Origin of the sequence: Criibacterium bergeronii (assembly GCF_001693775.2) — a bacterium.
Taxonomy (GTDB): Bacteria; Bacillota; Clostridia; order Peptostreptococcales; family Filifactoraceae; genus Peptoanaerobacter; species Peptoanaerobacter bergeronii.
Genome location: NZ_MBEW02000003.1, coordinates 1 through 19,886 on the forward strand (window position 1 = coordinate 1; position 19,886 = coordinate 19,886).

Annotated in this window: 17 protein-coding genes and 1 pseudogene; 15 read left to right on the forward strand and 3 right to left on the reverse strand. The window is 32.1% G+C overall.

Going from position 1 to position 19,886, the window contains the following annotated elements:
• The 12 genes from sufB to aroQ form a co-directional block, all read left to right on the forward strand.
• The coding region (sufB, locus tag BBG48_RS01970) for a Fe-S cluster assembly protein SufB (protein ID WP_116170931.1) at positions 1-999 on the forward strand (999 nt) is incomplete at its 5' end.
• The gene (locus BBG48_RS01975) at positions 999-2,033 is read left to right on the forward strand and encodes a SufD family Fe-S cluster assembly protein (protein ID WP_068914235.1); all 1,035 of its coding nucleotides are present in this window, start codon (positions 999-1,001) and stop codon (positions 2,031-2,033) included. The genes sufB and BBG48_RS01975, both read left to right, overlap by 1 nt.
• A 27-nt stretch (positions 2,034-2,060) precedes the next feature.
• Positions 2,061-3,293 carry a cysteine desulfurase gene (locus BBG48_RS01980; RefSeq protein ID WP_068914234.1) on the forward strand — a complete coding sequence of 411 codons (1,233 nt, stop codon included), beginning with the start codon at positions 2,061-2,063 and terminating at the stop codon, positions 3,291-3,293.
• Positions 3,290-3,736 (forward strand): Fe-S cluster assembly sulfur transfer protein SufU, encoded by a 447-nt coding sequence (gene sufU, locus BBG48_RS01985; protein WP_068914233.1) that lies wholly within the window; start codon positions 3,290-3,292, stop codon positions 3,734-3,736. Before BBG48_RS01980 ends, sufU begins: the two co-directional genes overlap by 4 nt.
• Positions 3,737-3,875: 139 nt before the next feature.
• On the forward strand, positions 3,876-5,036 hold the full coding sequence (locus tag BBG48_RS01990; protein ID WP_068914232.1) for a DEAD/DEAH box helicase: 1,161 nt from the start codon (positions 3,876-3,878) through the stop codon (positions 5,034-5,036).
• Between the two features lie 18 nt (positions 5,037-5,054).
• Positions 5,055-5,801: a 23S rRNA (guanosine(2251)-2'-O)-methyltransferase RlmB gene (rlmB, locus tag BBG48_RS01995; protein ID WP_068914231.1), complete on the forward strand. Its 747-nt coding sequence runs from the start codon at positions 5,055-5,057 to the stop codon at positions 5,799-5,801.
• Positions 5,794-6,435, forward strand: a complete 642-nt coding sequence (locus BBG48_RS02000) for an NYN domain-containing protein (RefSeq protein ID WP_068914230.1) — start codon at positions 5,794-5,796, stop codon at positions 6,433-6,435. The genes rlmB and BBG48_RS02000 overlap by 8 nt, the downstream gene beginning before the upstream one ends.
• A 12-nt stretch (positions 6,436-6,447) precedes the next feature.
• The gene (gene obgE, locus BBG48_RS02005) at positions 6,448-7,725 is read left to right on the forward strand and encodes a GTPase ObgE (protein ID WP_068914229.1); all 1,278 of its coding nucleotides are present in this window, start codon (positions 6,448-6,450) and stop codon (positions 7,723-7,725) included.
• Positions 7,726-7,746: 21 nt separating this feature from the next.
• Entirely contained in the window at positions 7,747-9,075 is a 1,329-nt protein-coding gene (aroA, locus tag BBG48_RS02010; RefSeq protein WP_068914228.1) for a 3-phosphoshikimate 1-carboxyvinyltransferase, read from the forward strand.
• The gene (aroC, locus tag BBG48_RS02015; protein WP_068914227.1) at positions 9,053-10,141 is read left to right on the forward strand and encodes a chorismate synthase; all 1,089 of its coding nucleotides are present in this window, start codon (positions 9,053-9,055) and stop codon (positions 10,139-10,141) included. Before aroA ends, aroC begins: the two co-directional genes overlap by 23 nt.
• Before the next feature lie 20 nt (positions 10,142-10,161).
• Positions 10,162-10,908: a chorismate mutase gene (locus BBG48_RS02020; protein ID WP_116170932.1), complete on the forward strand. Its 747-nt coding sequence runs from the start codon at positions 10,162-10,164 to the stop codon at positions 10,906-10,908.
• Positions 10,889-11,323 (forward strand): type II 3-dehydroquinate dehydratase, encoded by a 435-nt coding sequence (gene aroQ, locus BBG48_RS02025; RefSeq protein ID WP_068914226.1) that lies wholly within the window; start codon positions 10,889-10,891, stop codon positions 11,321-11,323. The genes BBG48_RS02020 and aroQ overlap by 20 nt, the downstream gene beginning before the upstream one ends.
• 419 nt (positions 11,324-11,742) lie before the next feature.
• On the opposite strand, the gene BBG48_RS02030 is transcribed toward aroQ, so the two are convergent.
• The 3 genes from BBG48_RS02030 to metG form a co-directional block, all read right to left on the reverse strand.
• Positions 11,743-12,651, reverse strand: coding sequence for a DUF368 domain-containing protein (locus tag BBG48_RS02030; protein ID WP_068914225.1), 909 nt, complete (start codon positions 12,649-12,651; stop codon positions 11,743-11,745).
• A 129-nt stretch (positions 12,652-12,780) separates the two neighbouring features.
• Positions 12,781-13,545 (reverse strand): TatD family hydrolase, encoded by a 765-nt coding sequence (locus BBG48_RS02035; RefSeq protein ID WP_068914224.1) that lies wholly within the window; start codon positions 13,543-13,545, stop codon positions 12,781-12,783.
• A gap of 9 nt (positions 13,546-13,554) precedes the next feature.
• Positions 13,555-15,516: a methionine--tRNA ligase gene (metG, locus tag BBG48_RS02040; protein WP_068914223.1), complete on the reverse strand. Its 1,962-nt coding sequence runs from the start codon at positions 15,514-15,516 to the stop codon at positions 13,555-13,557.
• Positions 15,517-16,092: 576 nt separating this feature from the next.
• Here metG and BBG48_RS11090 point away from each other — a divergent pair.
• The 3 genes and pseudogenes from BBG48_RS11090 to BBG48_RS02055 form a co-directional block, all read left to right on the forward strand.
• A pseudogene (locus BBG48_RS11090) lies at positions 16,093-16,365 on the forward strand (D-glutamate cyclase family protein); the annotation flags it as partial.
• Between the two features lie 290 nt (positions 16,366-16,655).
• Positions 16,656-18,434: an Rqc2 family fibronectin-binding protein gene (locus BBG48_RS02050; RefSeq protein ID WP_068914221.1), complete on the forward strand. Its 1,779-nt coding sequence runs from the start codon at positions 16,656-16,658 to the stop codon at positions 18,432-18,434.
• A 13-nt stretch (positions 18,435-18,447) separates the two neighbouring features.
• Positions 18,448-19,881 (forward strand): MBOAT family O-acyltransferase, encoded by a 1,434-nt coding sequence (locus tag BBG48_RS02055; protein WP_068914220.1) that lies wholly within the window; start codon positions 18,448-18,450, stop codon positions 19,879-19,881.
• Positions 19,882-19,886 lie beyond the last annotated feature (5 nt).

Consider the following 19,886-nt stretch of genomic DNA (forward strand, 5'->3'; position numbering starts at 1 on the left):
CAATACCTTGTAGACCAAGGAGTTATATATACAGATTTTGATGCTGCTATAAGAGAATATCCTGATATAGTAAGAAAATATTTTCAAACAGCAATCGCACCCAATCTTCATAAATATGCAGCACTTCATGGAGCAGTATTTTCCGGAGGTAGCTTTGTATATGTACCAAAGGGTGTAAAAGTAGATATACCTCTACAATCTTACTATAGACTTAATGCACCGGGAGCAGGACAATTTGAACACACAATGATTATTGTAGAAGATGGAGGATATTGCCACTTTATAGAGGGCTGCTCAGCACCAAAATATGATGTCACAAATCTTCATGCAGGTAGCGTAGAAATATTTGTCGGAGAAAATGCAACTCTTAGATTTTCTACCATAGAAAACTGGTCAAGAAATATGTATAATCTAAATACAAAACGTGCCTTAGTGCAAGCTCATGGCAGAATTGAATGGGTATCAGGTTCATTTGGCTCTAAGGTATCAATGCTTTATCCTGCATCTTTATTATTAGGTGAAGGGGCAAGCAGTGAAACTACAGCAATAAGCTTTGCAGGTGAAGGGCAAAATCTTGATAATGGAGCACAGGTATTTCACCTTGCACCAAATACAAGCTCAACAATGAATGCTAAAAGTATTTCTGCCGGAAATGGGGTATGTACTTTTAGAGGAGTTGTAAAGGCAAGTCAAGAGGCTGCCGGTAGCAAATCGTCTGTTAGTTGTGAGTCATTGATGCTCAGTGAAAATTCAAGGTCGGATACAATTCCTGTCATAGATTTAGCCACAGATGATATAGATATAGGTCACGAGGCTAAAATAGGTAGAATAGACGAAACGTCAATCTTCTATCTTATGAGCAGAGGAATAAGTGAGCAAGAGGCAAGAGCGATGATAGTAAGAGGCTTTGCAAACCCAGTAGCAAAAGAGCTCCCTATAGAATATGCAGTGGAAATGAATAATTTAATTAACATGGAATTAGAGGGGGCTAACGGCTAATGATTGCAAATAAAGTAAGTAGTCCTACTTTTAGATTTTTAAAAACAAACCAAGTAGAAGTAGAGCTCAACGATATAAATCCATCATCCTTTGGTGAAATTCAAAAAGAAAATATGGAATTAAATACGGCATTTTCAGATTATTCCTTTGGAGTTAGTGAAGAGGCTGTAAAATTAAATAAAGACAAAAAAAATCTTCAGTATGTATTTGAAGTTAATCATGATGAAGATTTAAAAAATATAAATATAGAATTAAACGAAGAAAAAAATACTTTACTTGATAATATACAAATTATTGCTAGAGAAAATACGAAATCTGAGTTTATAATAAATTATACAACCAAGGATTTAGCAAAAACTTTTAGAAATTCCGTATTGCAAATCTATGCTAAAGAGGACTCTGAAGTAACTATCCACCTTGTTACAAATCAAAATCAAGAGTCAACAATTTGGCAAAGCATCGGTTTTATAGTAGAAAATCATGCAAAAGTAACTATTTATCAAACTGAAATAGGTGTTGGAAAAAAACTTTTCTCATGTATGGGCAAACTAACAGGAAATGGTTCAATTTTTGACTTGAAAGGCTCATACCTCTTATCCGGTCAAGAAAAGATGGATTTTCTATACAACGTAGATTTAAATGGAAAAAAATCACACGCAAATATTTTGGTAAATGGTGTCCAAAAAGATTTTTCCAAGAAAAATTTCAAAGGCACGCTTGATTTTAAGAGAGGTTCAAAAGGCTCAAAGGGTTCAGAGGGCGAATATGTAACTTTACTGGATAAAACGGTAATATCAAAATCACTACCAATACTCCTATGCACAGAGGAGGACGTAGTAGGAGAACACGCATCAAGTGCAGGACAAATTGACAAAAATATTATATTTTATATTATGAGCAGAGGGCTTTCCTTTGATGAGGCAAAGAGCTTGGTTGTAAAATCAAGATTAGTGCCGGTAATTGACGCATTGCCTGATAAACATCTAAGGGAAAGTTTACTAGAGCAAATCAATCAAATAATGATAGAAAAATAATCTCACTAGTATACAAGGAGATAATTAATGTTTTTAGATGAAAAAATAGAGCAAATAAGAGCAGATTTTACTTATTTGGATGAAGAAAAAACCAGAAAAAAAATTATTTATTTAGATAATGCGGCTACATCTCAAAAACCAATACAAGTTATAGATGCAGTCAGCAATTATTATAAATATCAAAATGCAAATCCTCACAGGGGTGCACATCATTTGTCAATATTGGCGACAAATTTATACGAAAACTCAAGACAAAGTGTTGCTAATTTTATAAATGCAAAAAGTGCCAATGAAATTGTATTTACGAGAAGTACCACAGAAAGTATAAATTTGATTGCCTACACTTATGGACTTGACAATATCAAAAAAGACGATGAAATAATCGTAACATTATTAGACCATCACAGCAATTTTGTACCATGGCAGTTTGTGGCAAAAAAAACAGGTGCAAAGCTAAGACTAGTGCATATAACAGATAATTTTGAACTTGATATGGATGAATTTAATTCATATATAAGTGATAAAACCAAATTAGTAGCCTTTACAGGTTGCTCAAATCTTACTTCATATATGCCTGATGTGAAATATATAATCGGTAAAGCCAAAGAAGTGGGAGCAACCACTGTACTTGATGGTGCTCAGACGATACCACATAAAAAAGTGGATGTCCAAGATTTAGATGTAGATTTCTTTGCGTTTTCAGGACATAAAATGCTAGCTCCGCTGGGTATTGGTGTCTTATACGGAAAAGAAAAACTACTAAATGAAATGTCACCGTTTAATTATGGCGGAGATATGATAGAGTACGTTTACGAGCAAGAGTCCACATTTGCAAAAGCTCCAACAAAGTTTGAGGGAGGTACTCAAAATGTAGGAGGCGTTGTAGGGCTTTGTGCGGCTATTGAGTATATGAATAATCTTGGACTGGAAAATATATTTATAAGAGAACAAGAGCTTACAAAATATGCCTATGAAAATCTAAAAAAACTTGACTTCGTAGATATATATTATCCGGCTACTAATGAGCATACCGGTAGTGCAATATCATTTAATGTTAAACAGGTACACCCACATGATGTAGCCACTATTCTTGATGAAAGCGGTATAGCGATTCGTAGCGGACATCATTGTGTAATGCCGGCACATATTTATTTAGGGATAAATGCCAGCTGTAGAGCATCATTTGCTTTTTATAACACAAAAGAAGAAATTGATGAATTCTTGACACATCTTGAAGATGTTAGGAGGATATTTGCATGAATTTAGAGGAAATATATAAGCAGACCATTGTAGAGCACTCAAGAAGTAAAAAAAATAAACATGATTTGGAAAATCCAACCTTTACCGAAAAAGGACACAACCCAAGTTGTGGCGATGATATTACACTCCAAGTGGAATTATCTGAGGATAAAAAAATAGTAAAAGATTTGGCATTTACGGGTATCGGTTGTGCTATTTCTCAAGCATCAGCGTCCATGATGTGCGACCTGCTTAGAGGTAAATCTGTAGAAGAGGCAAAAGAGCTTGCTCAAACCTTTATAGGTATGATAAGAAGAGAAATAACCGATGAAGAAGAGTTGGAAAAATTAGACGACGCATTGGCACTGCAAAACATTAGCAATATGCCGGCTAGAGTAAAATGTGCGCTCCTTGCATGGCATACCTTTGATGATTTAGTTGAAAATGATATAAAAAACAAATAGATACTATTAGATGGTGATAAAATTTTACAACACAAATTTTTCACCATTTTTAATTTTAAAAAATTTTGAATTGGTTTATTTTTATTGTATTTCATGTTAAAATAGTTGTAATTAATATAATTTTGAGAACGGAGAAAAAATGAGCGATTTTAAATCACTTAATTTAGACAAGGGTCTAATCGAAAAACTAAAACAAAATAGGATAACTGAACCTACTCAGATACAACAGGATGCTATACCTGTATTATTAAAACGTAAAAATTTAATAGCAAAGGCACAAACAGGTACTGGTAAAACCTTAGCATTTTTATTACCTACAATGCAAAATTTGGACTTAACACAAAAATTACCACAAGTAGTCATAGTTGCCCCTACTAGAGAATTGTGCAATCAGATAAAAACTGTATTTGATGAAACAAGACCAAGCGAAGAATATACTTGTGCAAACATAGTGGGAGGTCATGATTTTGATAAACAGGCGAATAAATTTTCCTTTAATGCTAAGGTAATTGTAGCCACTCCCGGTAGATTACTGGAGCATATCAGAGATGGCAATATTAACATGAAATATATTAATTCATTTGTAATTGATGAGGCAGACCAAATGTTGGAGTTTGGGTTTTTAGAGGACATAGTACTACTAAAACAAAAATTCCCTGATAAAATACAAATGTCACTTTTTTCTGCAACTATGCCACAGCCAATTGTAGACTTGGCGAAAAAAATCATGACAAATCCAACAAAAATAGATGTGTCTTATCAAGAACAAATCAGTGAAAATATTATTCAGGATTTATTCTATACTTCAGAAAACACCAAGCTTTCTACCTTAGAATTTATAATTGAAGAATATAATCCTTTTATGGGAATTATATTTTGCAATTCAAAAAAATCTGCTACAAGCTTATATGAAAAAATTGGTAACAAGTATGATTGTGAGTTACTACATGGAGAATTTTCTCAAAATAAAAGAGAGCAGATTTTGAATAATTTTAGAAAGCTAAAATTCAGATTTTTAATTTCTACTGATTTATCAGCTAGAGGCTTTGACATAGATGGTGTAACTCACGTAATAAATTACGAAATCCCAAGCTTTATGCAGTATTATGTCCATAGAATAGGTAGGACAGGCAGAGCTGATAAAGTAGGCAATGCAATCAGCTTGATAGACGAAAAAGACGTTGAAAAAATACAAAAAATTGAAAAAAGATATAAAATAAAATCCACAAAATTTTATGACAGAAACAAAAATGAAAGAAAAGCACTTCAAAAAAAGCTTACAAAATTAAAAAATAATTAGTAATTAATAGAGGTAAATATGAACCTTATTATAGGCAAAAACCCTTCCATAGAGGCAATTAAATCAGGAAGAAAAATCGAGACGGTCTATGTGACACAAAATGAAAACGATGAAAAGATAAAATATATAGTATCCTCAGCGAAAGATAAAAATATAACTATAAAAAATGTTGATAAAAAGAAATTGGATACTTTAGCAAAAGGAGAAAATCACCAAGGGGTAATACTTGGCGTTGCTGAATATGAATATTACGATTTTGAAAAATTGTTAAAAGACCTAGAAACAAACAAGCAAAATCAAAAAAGAACTACAATGGTAATACTAGACAAGATAGAGGACGTACACAACCTTGGCTCAATAGTGCGTAGTAGCGAGGGTGCAGGAGTAGATGCTGTAATAATACAAAAAACTAATGCCGCAGGAGTAACACCTGTAGTAGAAAAAGCATCTTCAGGAGCTACTTCTTTTATGAAAATAGTAAGGGTAACTAATATAACAACAACCATAAAAAAATTACAAGATGCTGGTATGTGGATTTATGCCCTAGACATGGGTGATAAAATGTACTATGAACAAGACCTCACAGGAGATGTGGCAATCGTAGTTGGTAGTGAGGGAAAAGGTGTCTCTAGGTTGGTAAAAGAAAACTGCGATTTTATCATATCAATACCAATGAATGGACAAATAAATTCGTTAAATGCAGGAGTTGCAGCATCAATAGTTTTATATGATGTAGTTAGACAAAGGACACTAAAAAATGTCTAAAATTAGACAGATTTTAATTGTCGATGGATATAATGTAATAAATGCTTGGGATATTTTAAAGACTTTAGCTAATGAGAGTTTGGAGCTGGCACGAGAAAAGTTAAATTCTTTAATTAGTGAATATACTCAGTATACCGGCTATAAAAGTATATTGGTGTATGATGCTTATAGGGTAAAAGATTTTTCAGTTAGGCAAGAAAGACTGAAAAATCTTGAAATAGTTTTCACCAAGGAAAATGAGACAGCCGACAGCTATATAGAAAAATATATTACAAGTTTATCCAAAAAAAGATACCTAGAGATTTTTATTGCAACTGATGACATTTCAATTATGCAAATAGGGCAGGGTAAAGGTGCAGTGCATATTTCCACAGCTGAGCTTTTGATAAATGTAAATACTGCCAATTTAAAAATTAGAGATAAAATTAAAAAAAATCATGTCGGAAATAATTCTTTAAATAATTTTATAGATAAGGATACCTATAAATTATTAGACGAATTGCGTAAAGGTGACGTCAAAGAAGAAACTAAAGAAGAGCAAATCGATGAGACACAATTATTTTTACAAAGTATGAAAAAATTAAAAGTGAAAACTATTAAAAATAAAAATATAGATAAAAGAAATTCTAAATAATTAGGAGAAAAAATGTTTGTAGATGTAGCGAAAATCACAGTAAAAGCTGGTAATGGGGGAAATGGAGCAGTCGCATTTCATAGAGAAAAGTATGTGCCGGCAGGAGGTCCATCAGGAGGAAATGGCGGCAGGGGTGGCAACGTAGTATTTCTTGTGGATAACAACATGAGAACCTTGCTGGATTTCAAATACAAATCTAAATATGAGGCTGATAACGGAGAAGATGGTAAAACTTCAAATATGTTTGGTAAAAACGGAGAAGATTTAATCATAAAAGTTCCGGAGGGCACAGTAGTTACAGATGCTAAAACTAAGCTAGTAATAGCAGATTTAAACGAAAATGGTCAGCAGTTTATAATCGCACACGGTGGTAGAGGTGGCAAGGGAAACTCAAATTTCAAAACATCTACTAGACAAGCACCTGCATTTGCAAAGCAAGGTATGAAAGGTGAAGAAATAGAAGTAGAGCTTGAGTTAAAACTACTTGCTGATGTTGGTTTAATTGGATTTCCCAATGTGGGAAAATCCACCTTCTTGTCCATTGTCACAAAGGCAAACCCTAAAATAGCTAACTATCATTTCACTACACTTATTCCAAATCTTGGAGTTGCCTCTATTGATGGAGACTCCTTTGTAATAGCAGATATACCTGGGTTGATTGAAGGAGCATCTGAGGGCGTAGGTCTTGGCGATGACTTTTTAAGACATATCCAAAGGACAAAGGTACTTGTGCATATTGTCGACATAAGCTCATCAGATGGCAGGAACCCGTTGGAGGATTTTGAAATCATCAACAAAGAGCTAGCAACTTATGACAAAAGACTTGAAAGTAAAAAACAAATTGTAGTTGCAAATAAAATGGACTTACTCTATGACAAACAGGTATATGAAGAGTTTAAAGCAAAGTTAAATGAAAAAGGTTATGAGGTATTTTCTATGTCTGCTGCAACTACTGATGGTGTAAATGACATATTAAGAGTATGCAAAAAATATTTAGATAATATAGTAGACGTAGAATTATTTGACCAAGACCAATACTATTCAGCTGAAAAAGATGCTCAAGAAAATATAGACGAAATTACTGTTAGAAAAGAGGACGATGTATTCTATCTTGAGGGTTATCAGCTTGAAAGATTGCTTTATAGTGTAAATTTTGAGGACTTGGAGTCTATAAGATACTTCCAAAACAAATTAGATAAAATAGGGGTAACTGAGTTACTTAAAAATAACGGCATAAAAGAGGGAGATACGGTAGACATCTACGGAATGGAATTTGAATATTATAATTAATATATTAAAGGGGCGGGGCAAATGATTAAAATTATGCCAAGACAGTTGCATGGTAATATTAAAGGAATATCTTCAAAGTCATTTGCTCACAGAGCCTTGTTTTGTGCATCTCAGGCAGATAAACCAACGAAAATTTATTTACCCGATATTTGTGACGATGTTTTGGCTACAAATTCTTGCCTTAAAAGCTTAGGCACTACTTTTAGATTTGAAAAAAATTATGTAACAGTAATTCCAAAAAACTTCGTAGAAAATAATTTTCAGTCCACACAATCCTATGCAGTAGATAGAAAAATATTTGACAATAAAAGAAAAAATACTCCGATATTTGATGCTAGACAAAGCGGTACAACTTTAAGATTTATTATGCCGTTTGCAATGTCTGTAATAGAAGATGCTATTTTTACAGCCAGTAATTCCTTGGTATCAAGACCGATTTCACAGATTATGCAAGTTATGAAAAGTAATGGAGTAGAATTTACATCAAATAATCTGCCAATAAGAGCATTGAAAAAATTTGCCTTTGACAAGATTGCAATTTCTTCAGATATTAGCTCACAGTATGTATCAGGGTTATTACTTTCGTCTGCACTTCAGGACAGTGATGTTGAATTAAAGGTTTTAGGTGATGTTAAGTCAAAACCCTATATTGATATGACAGTGAAAGTAATGGAAGATTTTGGCATAAAAATTGATAAAATCGAAGATGGCTACATTGTTCATAGCAAAGGTGATTATTTTTCACCATTAAATTATAAAGTGGAAATGGACTATTCAGCTGCGGCGTTTTTTATTGTGGCAGGAGCTTTTAGTGAAGAAGGCATTTGTTTAGAGGGGTTTGATAAAAATTCACTCCAAGGGGATAAAAGTATATTAAGAATAATTGAAAAATATGGTGCTAATGTAAAATTTTTAGACGATAAAATCTATATCAGCTCAGGAGAAAAAAGACCATTAAAGTTAAATGTAAAAAATATACCTGATTTAGTGCCTATATTAGCTGTATTAGCGTGTAGCTGTCAGGGCAGGTCAATTTTTGTAGAAACAGATAGGTTAAAATTCAAGGAAAGCGACAGAGTAAAATCCACCTTGGATTTGGTAAATTCGTTGGGCGGGAGAGCATATTTCGGAGATAATTTTATAGTAATTGACGGCTTAGGAAATCTTAAAGGTGGCTTTGTAAAAACATATAATGACCATAGAATAGCAATGGCAGCATCTATAGCCTCTATAATATGTAAAGAGCCGGTAATAATTGAGGACGAAAAAGTTGTATCAAAATCATATGCTACATTTTATGAAGATTTTAACAGTTTAGGTGGTAATTATGTCTTCACAGCTGGGAAATAAGTTTAAAGTAAATATTTTTGGAGAGTCCCATGGTAAATGTATTGGAGTTGTAATTGAGGGAATTCCGGCGGGATTTGAAATTGATTTAGATAAATTAAATCTTTTCATGCAAAAAAGAAAAGGTAAAAAAAATATATCAACAGCTAGAAACGAAAGCGATGAAGTAAATATTGTTTCCGGCTTTTTTAATGCAAAGGCGACAGGCACTCCACTAACGGCTATCATTAAAAATTCTGATGTAAAATCTAAAGATTACGAGCAGCTAAAAAATATTTTTAGACCATCTCATGCAGACTATACCGGTTATGTTAAATATAACGGATTTAATGACTATAGAGGCGGTGGACATTTTTCAGGTCGATTAACAGCACCTTTATGTGTAGCCGGAAATATTGCTATGCAGATACTGAAAAAAAATTATTGCATAGAAATTTTTTCTCATATAATTAATATTGGCTGCTTAGATATGGGAGAAAAATCATTTTATAGTGCTACATATGAAGAAATAAAATCGATTAATAATAAATCACTAGCATTCATAGACGAAAATGCTATGAACATAGCGATTGAAGAAATAGAAAAGGTCAAAAAAAATGGCGACTCTGTAGGAGGAGTAATAGAAACCGGAATTTTTGGTATTAAAACTGGGATTGGTGAGCCAATTTTTGATACAATAGAGGGCAATATTGCAAAAGCGATTTTTGCTGTACCTGCAGTAAAGGGGATAGATTTTGGAGCGGGATTTTCTGCCGGATATATGAAAGGCTCTGAATATAACGACAGATTGAATTATGTAAATGATGATGAAAAAAATTTGAAAATAGAAACAAAGACAAATCATGATGGTGGGATAAATGGCGGTATATCTAATGGTATGCCAATAATTTTTAATACAGCAGTAAAACCGACCCCATCTATTTATATTCCTCAAGAAACTATTAATATCAGCACCGGTAAAAATACTACATTGCAAATAAAAGGCAGACATGACCCTGCTATCGTGACTAGAGCGGTGTATCCTGTTATGTCAGCGGCAGCAATTGCATTATTAGATTTAATTTTATAATATAAATATGAGGTCAAGCATTGGATTTAAATAATTTAAGAAAAGAAATCGATAAAATCGATGACCAAATTGTAGAATTATTTTTAAAAAGAATGGAAGTTAGCAAAGAAATTGCCGAAATCAAAAAAACTATCGGAAAAAACATCTTTGATGGCAAAAGAGAGCAGGAAGTGCTTGATAAAGTCAGCTCAAAATCAAGTGAAATGTCAGATTATATCAATCAATTATATAAAGAAATAATGAGACTAAGTAAAGACTATCAAACAGATGTATTTAAACCAAATATAGTTTTAATCGGTATGCCTGGAGCTGGAAAGACTACAATTGCCAAAAAATTGTCAGTATTATTTAATATGCCTGTAGTTGAAACAGATAAAGAAGTAGAAAAAATTGAAGGAAAAAGCATACCTGAAATTTTTGAACAAAAAGGAGAAAACTATTTTAGAAAAATAGAAAAAGATGTATATAAAGCTACATCAAATGTATCAGGAAAAATTATTTCCACCGGTGGCGGAGCAGTAAAAGATAAAGAAAATATTGACATATTAAAACAAAATGGAAGAATTTATTATATAATGAGAGATGTTGAAAAACTTGCAACAGTAGGTAGACCATTAAGCAGTGTAGGAAAAGAAGAATTATATAAATTGTTTGAAAACAGAAAAGCTTTGTATGAAAACTACTGCGATGTAAAAATACAAAATGATTTAATAGATACTGCCGCCAAAAAAATTATGGAGGATTTTAATGCATATTTTAGTAATTAACGGACCAAATATAAATATGCTTGGCATAAGAGAACCAAGCATCTATGGCAAAAATACATACAAGGACTTGCTAAAAGAAATACAAAACGTTGCAAAAGAGCTGGATATAAAAGTATCAACATTTCAAAGTAACCATGAGGGTGAAATAGTAGATAAAATTCAAAGCTGTTACAATACAGATATAATGGCAATAGTAATAAACCCAGCCGCCTATACTCATACATCAGTTGCTATATTAGATGCTCTAAAGTCCGTAAATATTCCAGCAGTGGAAGTTCATATATCAAATATAGATGAAAGAGAAAAATTTAGAAAAAAATCTTACACCTCTTTATATTGCGAAAAAGTAATAATAGGTCACGGAATAAATGGCTATATAGAAGCAATAAATTACTTAGCAATAAAATATACTTAGTATTGTTTTTTAGTGAAATTTGTCAAATTAAATGTAATATTATCATAGTAAATGTAAAATAGATGGTTAAGTTATTGTGCATTTAATAGTGTAAACTATAGATCATAAAAAGTTTTTAAATTTATAGTATAAACAAAAAAATTTGATATATTTTAGTAAAAACTAAAATAATACTGGATTTGTTTTATGTGTATTTATAAGGTAGTGTAAAATAGATTATGAAAAACTAACACACAAAAAAGCAATAAAAAAAGACCACATAGTGTCTTTAAAAAAGTAAAAATAGTTTAAAAAAAACGCCGAAATTATGACTCAAAGCACCACAAAAAGCCGTCATGAAATCACGGCAAAATGGTCTTTAAAGTATTGTAATCACTTAAATAATGTTGATATGAATTGATATTATAATTTAGAAATTTTTATTTATCTTGAGTTTTTCTTTCTAAGAAAGTTTTAATCCCTTCCAATCCAAGTAGTATACATACTCCAAGTATAAATCCAATTATACTAAAAGTATCAGGGGATAGTGGAGGTAGTGGTGTATCAAGAGTAGTTGGTCCCATTGCTATAGCATAAAATGAACCAAGCATCAGACCGATTATCATGTAAAGCATTTTGCTGTAGTGATGTTCAAGTGCAATTCTAATACCTTTAATCGATACGAAAAGTCCAAAGACTATTCCAAATCCTAAAGCCATAATACCGGGGATTACACCAAAGTTTAGGCTAATAAATTGTTTTATAGCGGAAATAGTAGGAACGTACACACCAAAAATTAAAAGCAGCGTTGAGCCGGAGATGCCCGGCAAAACCATGGCAGTGATTGCTGCAGCACCGGAAATAAATAGATACAAAATTTGTCCTAATGACAGTACTGAAAAATTAATGGAGGTAGTTAAATTTGCGGAACTTCCTGAAACTAGCATTTGCCTTAAAAATGAAATAGCAACTACTAATAATGTACCTAAAAGTGTAAAAATTATATTTTGATATTTTCCAAGTATATTTTTTTTCTCAGAGTTAATTATAAACGGTATAGATGCAAAAGTTAGCCCTATAAATACAGAGCTAAGCAAATAAATATTTTGTTCAAAAAGCTTAGTTAGAACAGTAACCGATATTGACATACCGATTGCCCAACCGATACCAAGCTTACCCAAAAATTTTAAAGCCTTGATACGCTCATTCTTATTGCCGGAAAATGCGAAGTGAATTGAGTCCAAAAATTCCTTATAAAATCCAAGTATAAAAGCTATTGTGCCGCCTGAAACCCCGGGTACACTGTCAGCTAGGGACATACAAAAACCATTAAAAATATTTAAAAGCATAAATTCCCCAAAAAAATTATAAAATCTAACAATAATTATGAGAATTAAAAAAATTAAGAGCAATTTTATCCAACTGCTCAATAATTTTTCAATTCTCATTTGTTAATTATACCAAAATTTCTTAAATGATTATGAAATCTTAAAAAATTTTAAAGCATTTTTAGCTGTAATTTCAAAAATTTCTTCTTCAGGCATATTTTTTAGCTCTGCTAATTTCTTGCCAACAAATTTGACATTTGACGGGTCATTCCTTTTACCTCTTTTAGGCTCAGGAGTTAGATAAGGACTATCTGTCTCAATAAAAATCATATCAAGAGGAGCGTAAGCTGCAACCTCTTGAAGATTTTTAGATTTTTTAAAGGTCAGTGGGCCGGCAAATGATAGATAACAGCCAAGCTTTAAATATTCCTTTGCCATCTCAAGGCTTTGTGAAAAACAGTGCAGCACACAAGGTGTATCTTTTTTACAGGATTTTAACATATCCAGCGTATCCGAAGCGGCATCTCTAGAATGTATTATAAATGGCAAATCCATTTCTTTTGCAAGATATATTTGCTGTTCAAATACTTCTTTTTGGGTTTGCCTTGGTGAATAATCATAATAATAATCCAGTCCAATTTCACCAATGGCTACAGTTTTTTCGTTTTTACATAGATTTTTAAGCTCTTTCATAGCAGTGTCATCCATGTATTTTGCCTCATGTGGGTGAATACCGACAGCTGAATATATAAAATCATATTTTTTTGAAAGCTCTACAGATTTTCTTGAAGATGATATATCTGAGGCAGGGTCGATAATATAGGAGATACCTTCATTTTTTATATACTCTATAACCTGTTTGCGGTCTATATCAAATGCCTCATCATCCAAATGAGCGTGTGAGTCAAAAATCATATTTCCTCCCTAGGATACTGTAGCAGTATCGTCTATGCCATCAGCATTTAAGACGATTAAATTTTTATCATCAGGTGTAGCGGCAGATAAAATCATACCATGAGACTCTAGTCCTCTTAATTTTCTTGGTTTTAAATTAGCTACATAAACTATATTTTTTCCAACCAACTGTTCAGGCTCATAAAATTTTGCGATGCCTGAAATTATTTGTCTAGTTTCATCACCTGATTTTATTTTAAATACTAGTAATTTGTCAGCATCAGGGTGCTTTTTAACCTCTAATATTTTTCCGACTCTTAAATCCAATTTTGCAAAATCGTCTATAGTTATTTCCTGCTTTTCATCAGATTTTTCTACTTTTGCTTTTTCTTCAGCTTTAGGATTTTCTTCGTCTGAGAATAGATTTTCTAATATTTCAAGCTCCTTAGGTACGTCAAGTCTTGGGAATAATATTTCGCCTTTATTTACCTTTGTACCATCAATAGTTAGACCAAATGTAAATGCAGAGTCAAAAGTTTTTAGCTCATCGGGTACATTTAATTGTTCAAATATTTTCTTAGATGTACTATTTAAAGTTGAGCTTAGCATTACAGTGATTATGCGTAGAGACTCAGCTAAGTCATATAATACGCAGTTGAGTTCGTCTTTTTTTGTTTCGTCCTTAGCAAGTGCCCAAGGCATTGTCTCATCGACATATTTGTTACATCTTTTTATAGCCTTCCATATTTCCTCAAGAGCCTCATGGAACATAAGCTTGTTCATTTTTTCGTCCACGATTTTTGGCATAGCAGTAACTACATTCACCAAATCATCATGGAATGCAGTTTTTACATCAGTTTTTATAATAACTGAGTCATTATATTTTTCTATCATAGAAACTGTACGAGATAGCAAGTTGCCAAGCTCATTTACTAAATCGGAGTTAATCCTATTTAAAAATGCTGAGTTTGTGTAGTTGCCATCTTGACCAAAAGTGAATTCACGAAGTAGGAAATATTTTAATGCGTCTATACCATATCTTTCTATCAAAGGCTCAGGATAAACTACGTTTCCCTTAGATTTACTCATTTTATCCGCCGCAAATAAAATCCAGCCATGACCAAATACTTGTTTTGGTAGAGGAATGTCAAGTGCCATAAGCATAGCAGGCCAAATTATAGAGTGAAATCTAATAATTTCTTTTGCCATTAAATGTACATTTGCCGGCCAATATTTTTGATACAAGCTGTCGTCTCCGCTACCATATCCAAGGGCTGTTATATAGTTTGAAAGGGCATCTACCCAAACATAGATTACGTGTTTTGGGTCAAAAGGTACTTTTATACCCCAGTCAAAGGAAGTACGAGATACTGATAAATCCTCAAGACCTTTGTTAATAAAATTGTTTAGCATTTCATTGGCTCTGCTTTGCGGATAACAAAAATCCGGATTTTCCTCAAAAAGCTTTTTAAGTCTGTCTTGATATTTTGAAAGCCTAAAAAAATATGATTGCTCTTTTCTTTTTTCTACAGGTCTATGACAGTCAGGGCAGTTGCCATCAACTAATTGAGACTCTGTCCAGTAAGCCTCATCATGTACGCAATAATAGCCCTCATATTCACCAAGATAAATGTCACCTTTTTCATAAAGCTTAGTGAAAATGTCTTGAACTAGTTTTTCATGTCTTGGTTCAGTGGTTCTTATAAAATCATCATAGGAAATTTCCATCTTTTCCCACAAAGCTTTGATTTTTGCAATCATTCCATCTAGGTATTCGATAGGCTCCATGCCCATTTCTTTTGCTTTTTTTTGGATTTTTTCTCCATGTTCATCAGTACCTGTAAGAAATCTTACATCATATCCGGTAAATCTTTTGTATCTTGCTATAGAGTCAGCAGCAACAGTTGTATATGTATGACCTATATGTAGATTGCCACTTGGATAGTATATTGGTGTTGTAACATAAAAAGTTTTCTTTTGTGTATCTGACATTAATTAATTCCTCCAAATATTAAATTTATAACATTATAACACACCTGATGAAATTCTTCATTAATTTTTCAATAAAAAACAAATAGCTGTACCTGAAATAAATTTTACAATGATATAGAATATTTTAAAGATACACGATTTTTTAATATTATATGAACAATTTATGAATTTGTGTAAGTAACTTTATTATAGTTTTGGAGGAAACATTATGGATATGCAAGTTATGAAAAGTATAAGTCCACAAGAAGCAAGAATGATGATTAGAAGAGGGGGAGTTTAAGCTACCAACATCAGGAGTATGCGAAGGACACGTACAAGGCAATCTTACCAAAGGAATTAGCCTTCGATTTTTTGCTGTTTGCTACTAAAAATCCATAATCTTGTCCAATACTTGATGTTATTGAGCCAGGCAGTTACGAACCAAAGTTAATAGCAAAGGGCTGTGACATAAGAACAGATATACCAAAATATCGTATTTATAGAAACGGAGTAATGACAGAGGAAGTTGACAATTTATTGGATTATTATAAAGATGATTTCGTTGGTTTCGTAATTGGCTGTTAATTTAGTTTTGAACACGCAATGATGTCTGCCGGTATACCGGTTCGTCATATTGAAGATAATCATAATGTCCAAATGTATATCACAAATATACCTACAGTCCCTGCTGATTCATTCCATGGAAATACTGTAGTATCTATACCATATAAAATGGTTACAAGAGCTGTGACAGTTACCGCACAATATCCATCTGTACATGGAGCACCTTTGCAGTTGATGCTGATTACGCAGTTTTATAGTAGAATATTTAAATATAAAAAATTAGTGAAGATTGGAATGCTCAAATAAATAGTATTAATTTGAACAGAAATTTAATTTTAATCAAAAAATTCCACTTAATTCTAAGTTTATAGAAGATAGTGGAATTTTTATTTTAACGTTTATAGTAACCTTTTGTGTTTGTAATTTAAGAATAATTGTCAACTAATTCATCACATATCTTTATTTTTTTAATGGTTTATGATATTATAATAAAATATTTGTTAAAATATAAATGAGAAATTAGAATTAATAAAAAAATAAGCAAAATTTAATATAATGGAATATGGTTTAAAATATGTATTCTATTTGGAGGCAAGATGGCATTTGACGGAATTACACTAGCTAGTATGGTGAATGAATTAAACGAAAAGATAGTAAATCTTAAAATAGATAAAATATCTCAGCCTGAAAGGGATGAAGTAGTGCTTTCTTTTAGGGGCGATAAGAATAATTATAGACTACTTTTAAGTGCAAACGCATCTTTGCCAAGAATGTATTTAATCGAAACAACAAAAAAAGAGAACCCATTAAAAGCTCCAACATTTTTAATGATACTTAGGAAACATATTCTATGTGGGAAAATATTAAAAATAGAGCAAGACAGCTTTGACAGGACGGTTGACATATATATTTCCTCCTTTGATGAATTGCAACAGAGAAAGACAAAACGTCTTACAATAGAAATTATGGGCAGACATAGTAATGTAATTTTGGTAGACGATGAGACAAATACTGTAATTGACTCAATAAAAAGAGTTCCACTTTCTGTATCATCATACAGAGAGGTTTTGCCGGGCACAATATATAAAATGCCTCCAAAACAAGACAAACTAAATCCGGTAGATGAGATTTCCCTGCAAGATTTTATCAAGCATATGAGTGTAAAATTGCCTATATATAAAGCCTTGTATACTACATTTTTCGGATTAAGTCCGCTGATTTCTAAAGAGCTATGCTTTAGAAGTGATATTTTGCATGACCAAATTGCAAATGAAATCGACCCTATGAGTATGCAAAAGCTATATGAGGCATTTACAAAAATGATGGGCAAAATAAAGTCAAAAAGCTTTGAGCCTTGTATAGTTTTTGATAAAAGTGGTAAAACTGTAGATTTTTCCTGCATATATCTTAGTATGTATGAAGGCTTGGATATAAAATCAAAGCTTGGCATTTCGCAAATATGTGAAAGCTTTTATAATCATAGAGACACCAAAGAGCGTCTTATGCAAAAAAGTCATGAGATGCGTAAAGTTTTGTCTAATAAAATTAATTTGTTAGAAAATAAAATTATAAAACAAACTGTTGAATTAGAAGAAACAGTCAAAAAAGACCAGTATAAAAGGGATGCTGATTTGTTGACTGCGTACATCTATATGTTAAAAGACGGTGATAAACAAATAACGGTCGATGATTTTTATACTGAAGATTTAAAAAAAACTACTATTAAATTAGACGAAAATTTAACCCCTTCGCAAAATATACAGCGTTTATACAAGAAATATAATAAGCTAAAGGTTAGAGAAGTTGAGCTTGCTGAGCAGGTTTCTTATTCTAAAAAACTATTACATTATTTGCAAAACTTTGAGGTATCAATAGAAAATGCACAAAGTTTAGATGAATATAATGATATAGTTGACGAAATGGCAAATGAAGGGATTATAAAAAAAGCTAAAGCTGAAAAGGGAAAAAGTAAAAAACAAAATCAAACTGCAGAAGAATTTAGACCGATGAGATTTATTTCCAGTGATGGATATAATATTTACGTTGGTAAAAACAACAGACAAAACGACTACTTAACTATGAGGTTTGCCAAGGACGATGATATGTGGCTACACACAAAAAATATCCCAGGCTCACACACCATTATAAGAAGTAATGCAAAAGAAATATCAGAAAATGCAATAAAACAGGCTGCTATGATAGCTGCTTATTATAGTAAGGCTAAATCATCCCAAAATGTACCGGTGGATTATACACTTAAAAAATTTGTAAAAAAGCCAAACGGTGCAAAAAATGGAATGGTTATTTATGAAACTAATTCTACTATATACGTTACTCCGGATGAGGAAAAGGTAAAAGAGTTAGAATTGAAATAAATTAGGAGATAGTATGAATTTTACATCAGCGATTTTTTTAACATCAATGTTGCCGGTATTTTTAATTATATATTATTTATTACCGGGAATTACTTTAAAAAATATTTTATTGCTAATAACTAGCTTATATTTTTATTCAACTTCTGAACCAATATTTATTTATTTTATTATTGGCTCAGTTTTTGTGAATTATATGCTAGCAAAATTAATTTTTTTAAGTGATGATTGCATAAAAAGAAAATATCTGTTAATAGCTGATATAGTTTTTAACGTGGGAATGCTGGCAATATTTAAATATACTGATTTTATAATAGCGACTATAAATCAGTTTTTTGTAGTTAATATTCCAAAGACCAATCTACCTTTGCCAATAGGGATATCATTTTTTACATTTCAAGCTATGTCTTATGTTTTTGACATTTATTATAATAAAGATGACCTGCATAAGTCTACCGGCTCTATCTTTGACTTTGGACTATATTTGACTATGTTTCCTCAGCTTGTCGCAGGACCGATTGTTAGATTTGATGATGTATACAAGGATATATATGAAAGAAAATTTAATGTAGAGAAGATAAATCATGGCTTGAGAAGATTTATATTTGGCTTGTCAAAGAAAATTTTGCTTGCAAATACTTATGCAATTGTAGCAGATACTGCGTTTTCTTTAGACCCAAAGGATGCGGGTAGCTCAATGCTATTTTTAGGTGCTGTATGCTATACACTGCAAATTTATTTCGATTTTTCGGGATACAGCGATATGGCAATCGGTATAGGTCAAATGCTTGGATTTAAATTTCCGGAAAACTTTAACAAACCATACCTTGCAACCTCGGTTACAGATTTTTGGAAAAGATGGCATATGACATTGTCGTCATGGTTTAGAGATTATGTATATTTTCCGCTTGGCGGCTCTAAGTATAAAATGAACAAGACTATACTTAACTTATTTATAGTATGGCTTTTAACAGGATTATGGCATGGAGCAAAGTGGACGTTCGTTGCTTGGGGGTTATTATACTTCTTGTTTATAAGCTTTGAAAAAATTTACAAACAAAATCATAACCGTTCAATAGATAAGAATTTGCCTTACGCTTTAGTAAGGATTTATACTCTTTTTGTAGTAATGGTTTTGTGGATATTCTTCCGTAGTGACAGCATAAAAGGGGCATTTTTATATATTTTCAATATGCTTAACATTACGAATATCGGATTGGTTAATTCTCAGGCATGGTTTTATTTAAAACAATATTTTGGAGTGTTATTAATTGGAATATTGTTGAGTACAAATTTCTTTGATTTTTGTAGTAAACTTATTTGTGTACTTCTTCCAAGTAAGCATATCAAAAATATTTTGGCAAGTGTTTATTGTGCAATATTGCTTGTGCTTTGTTTGCTATACATTGTAAAAGGTGGATTTAATCCTTTTATATACTTTAACTTTTAATGGTG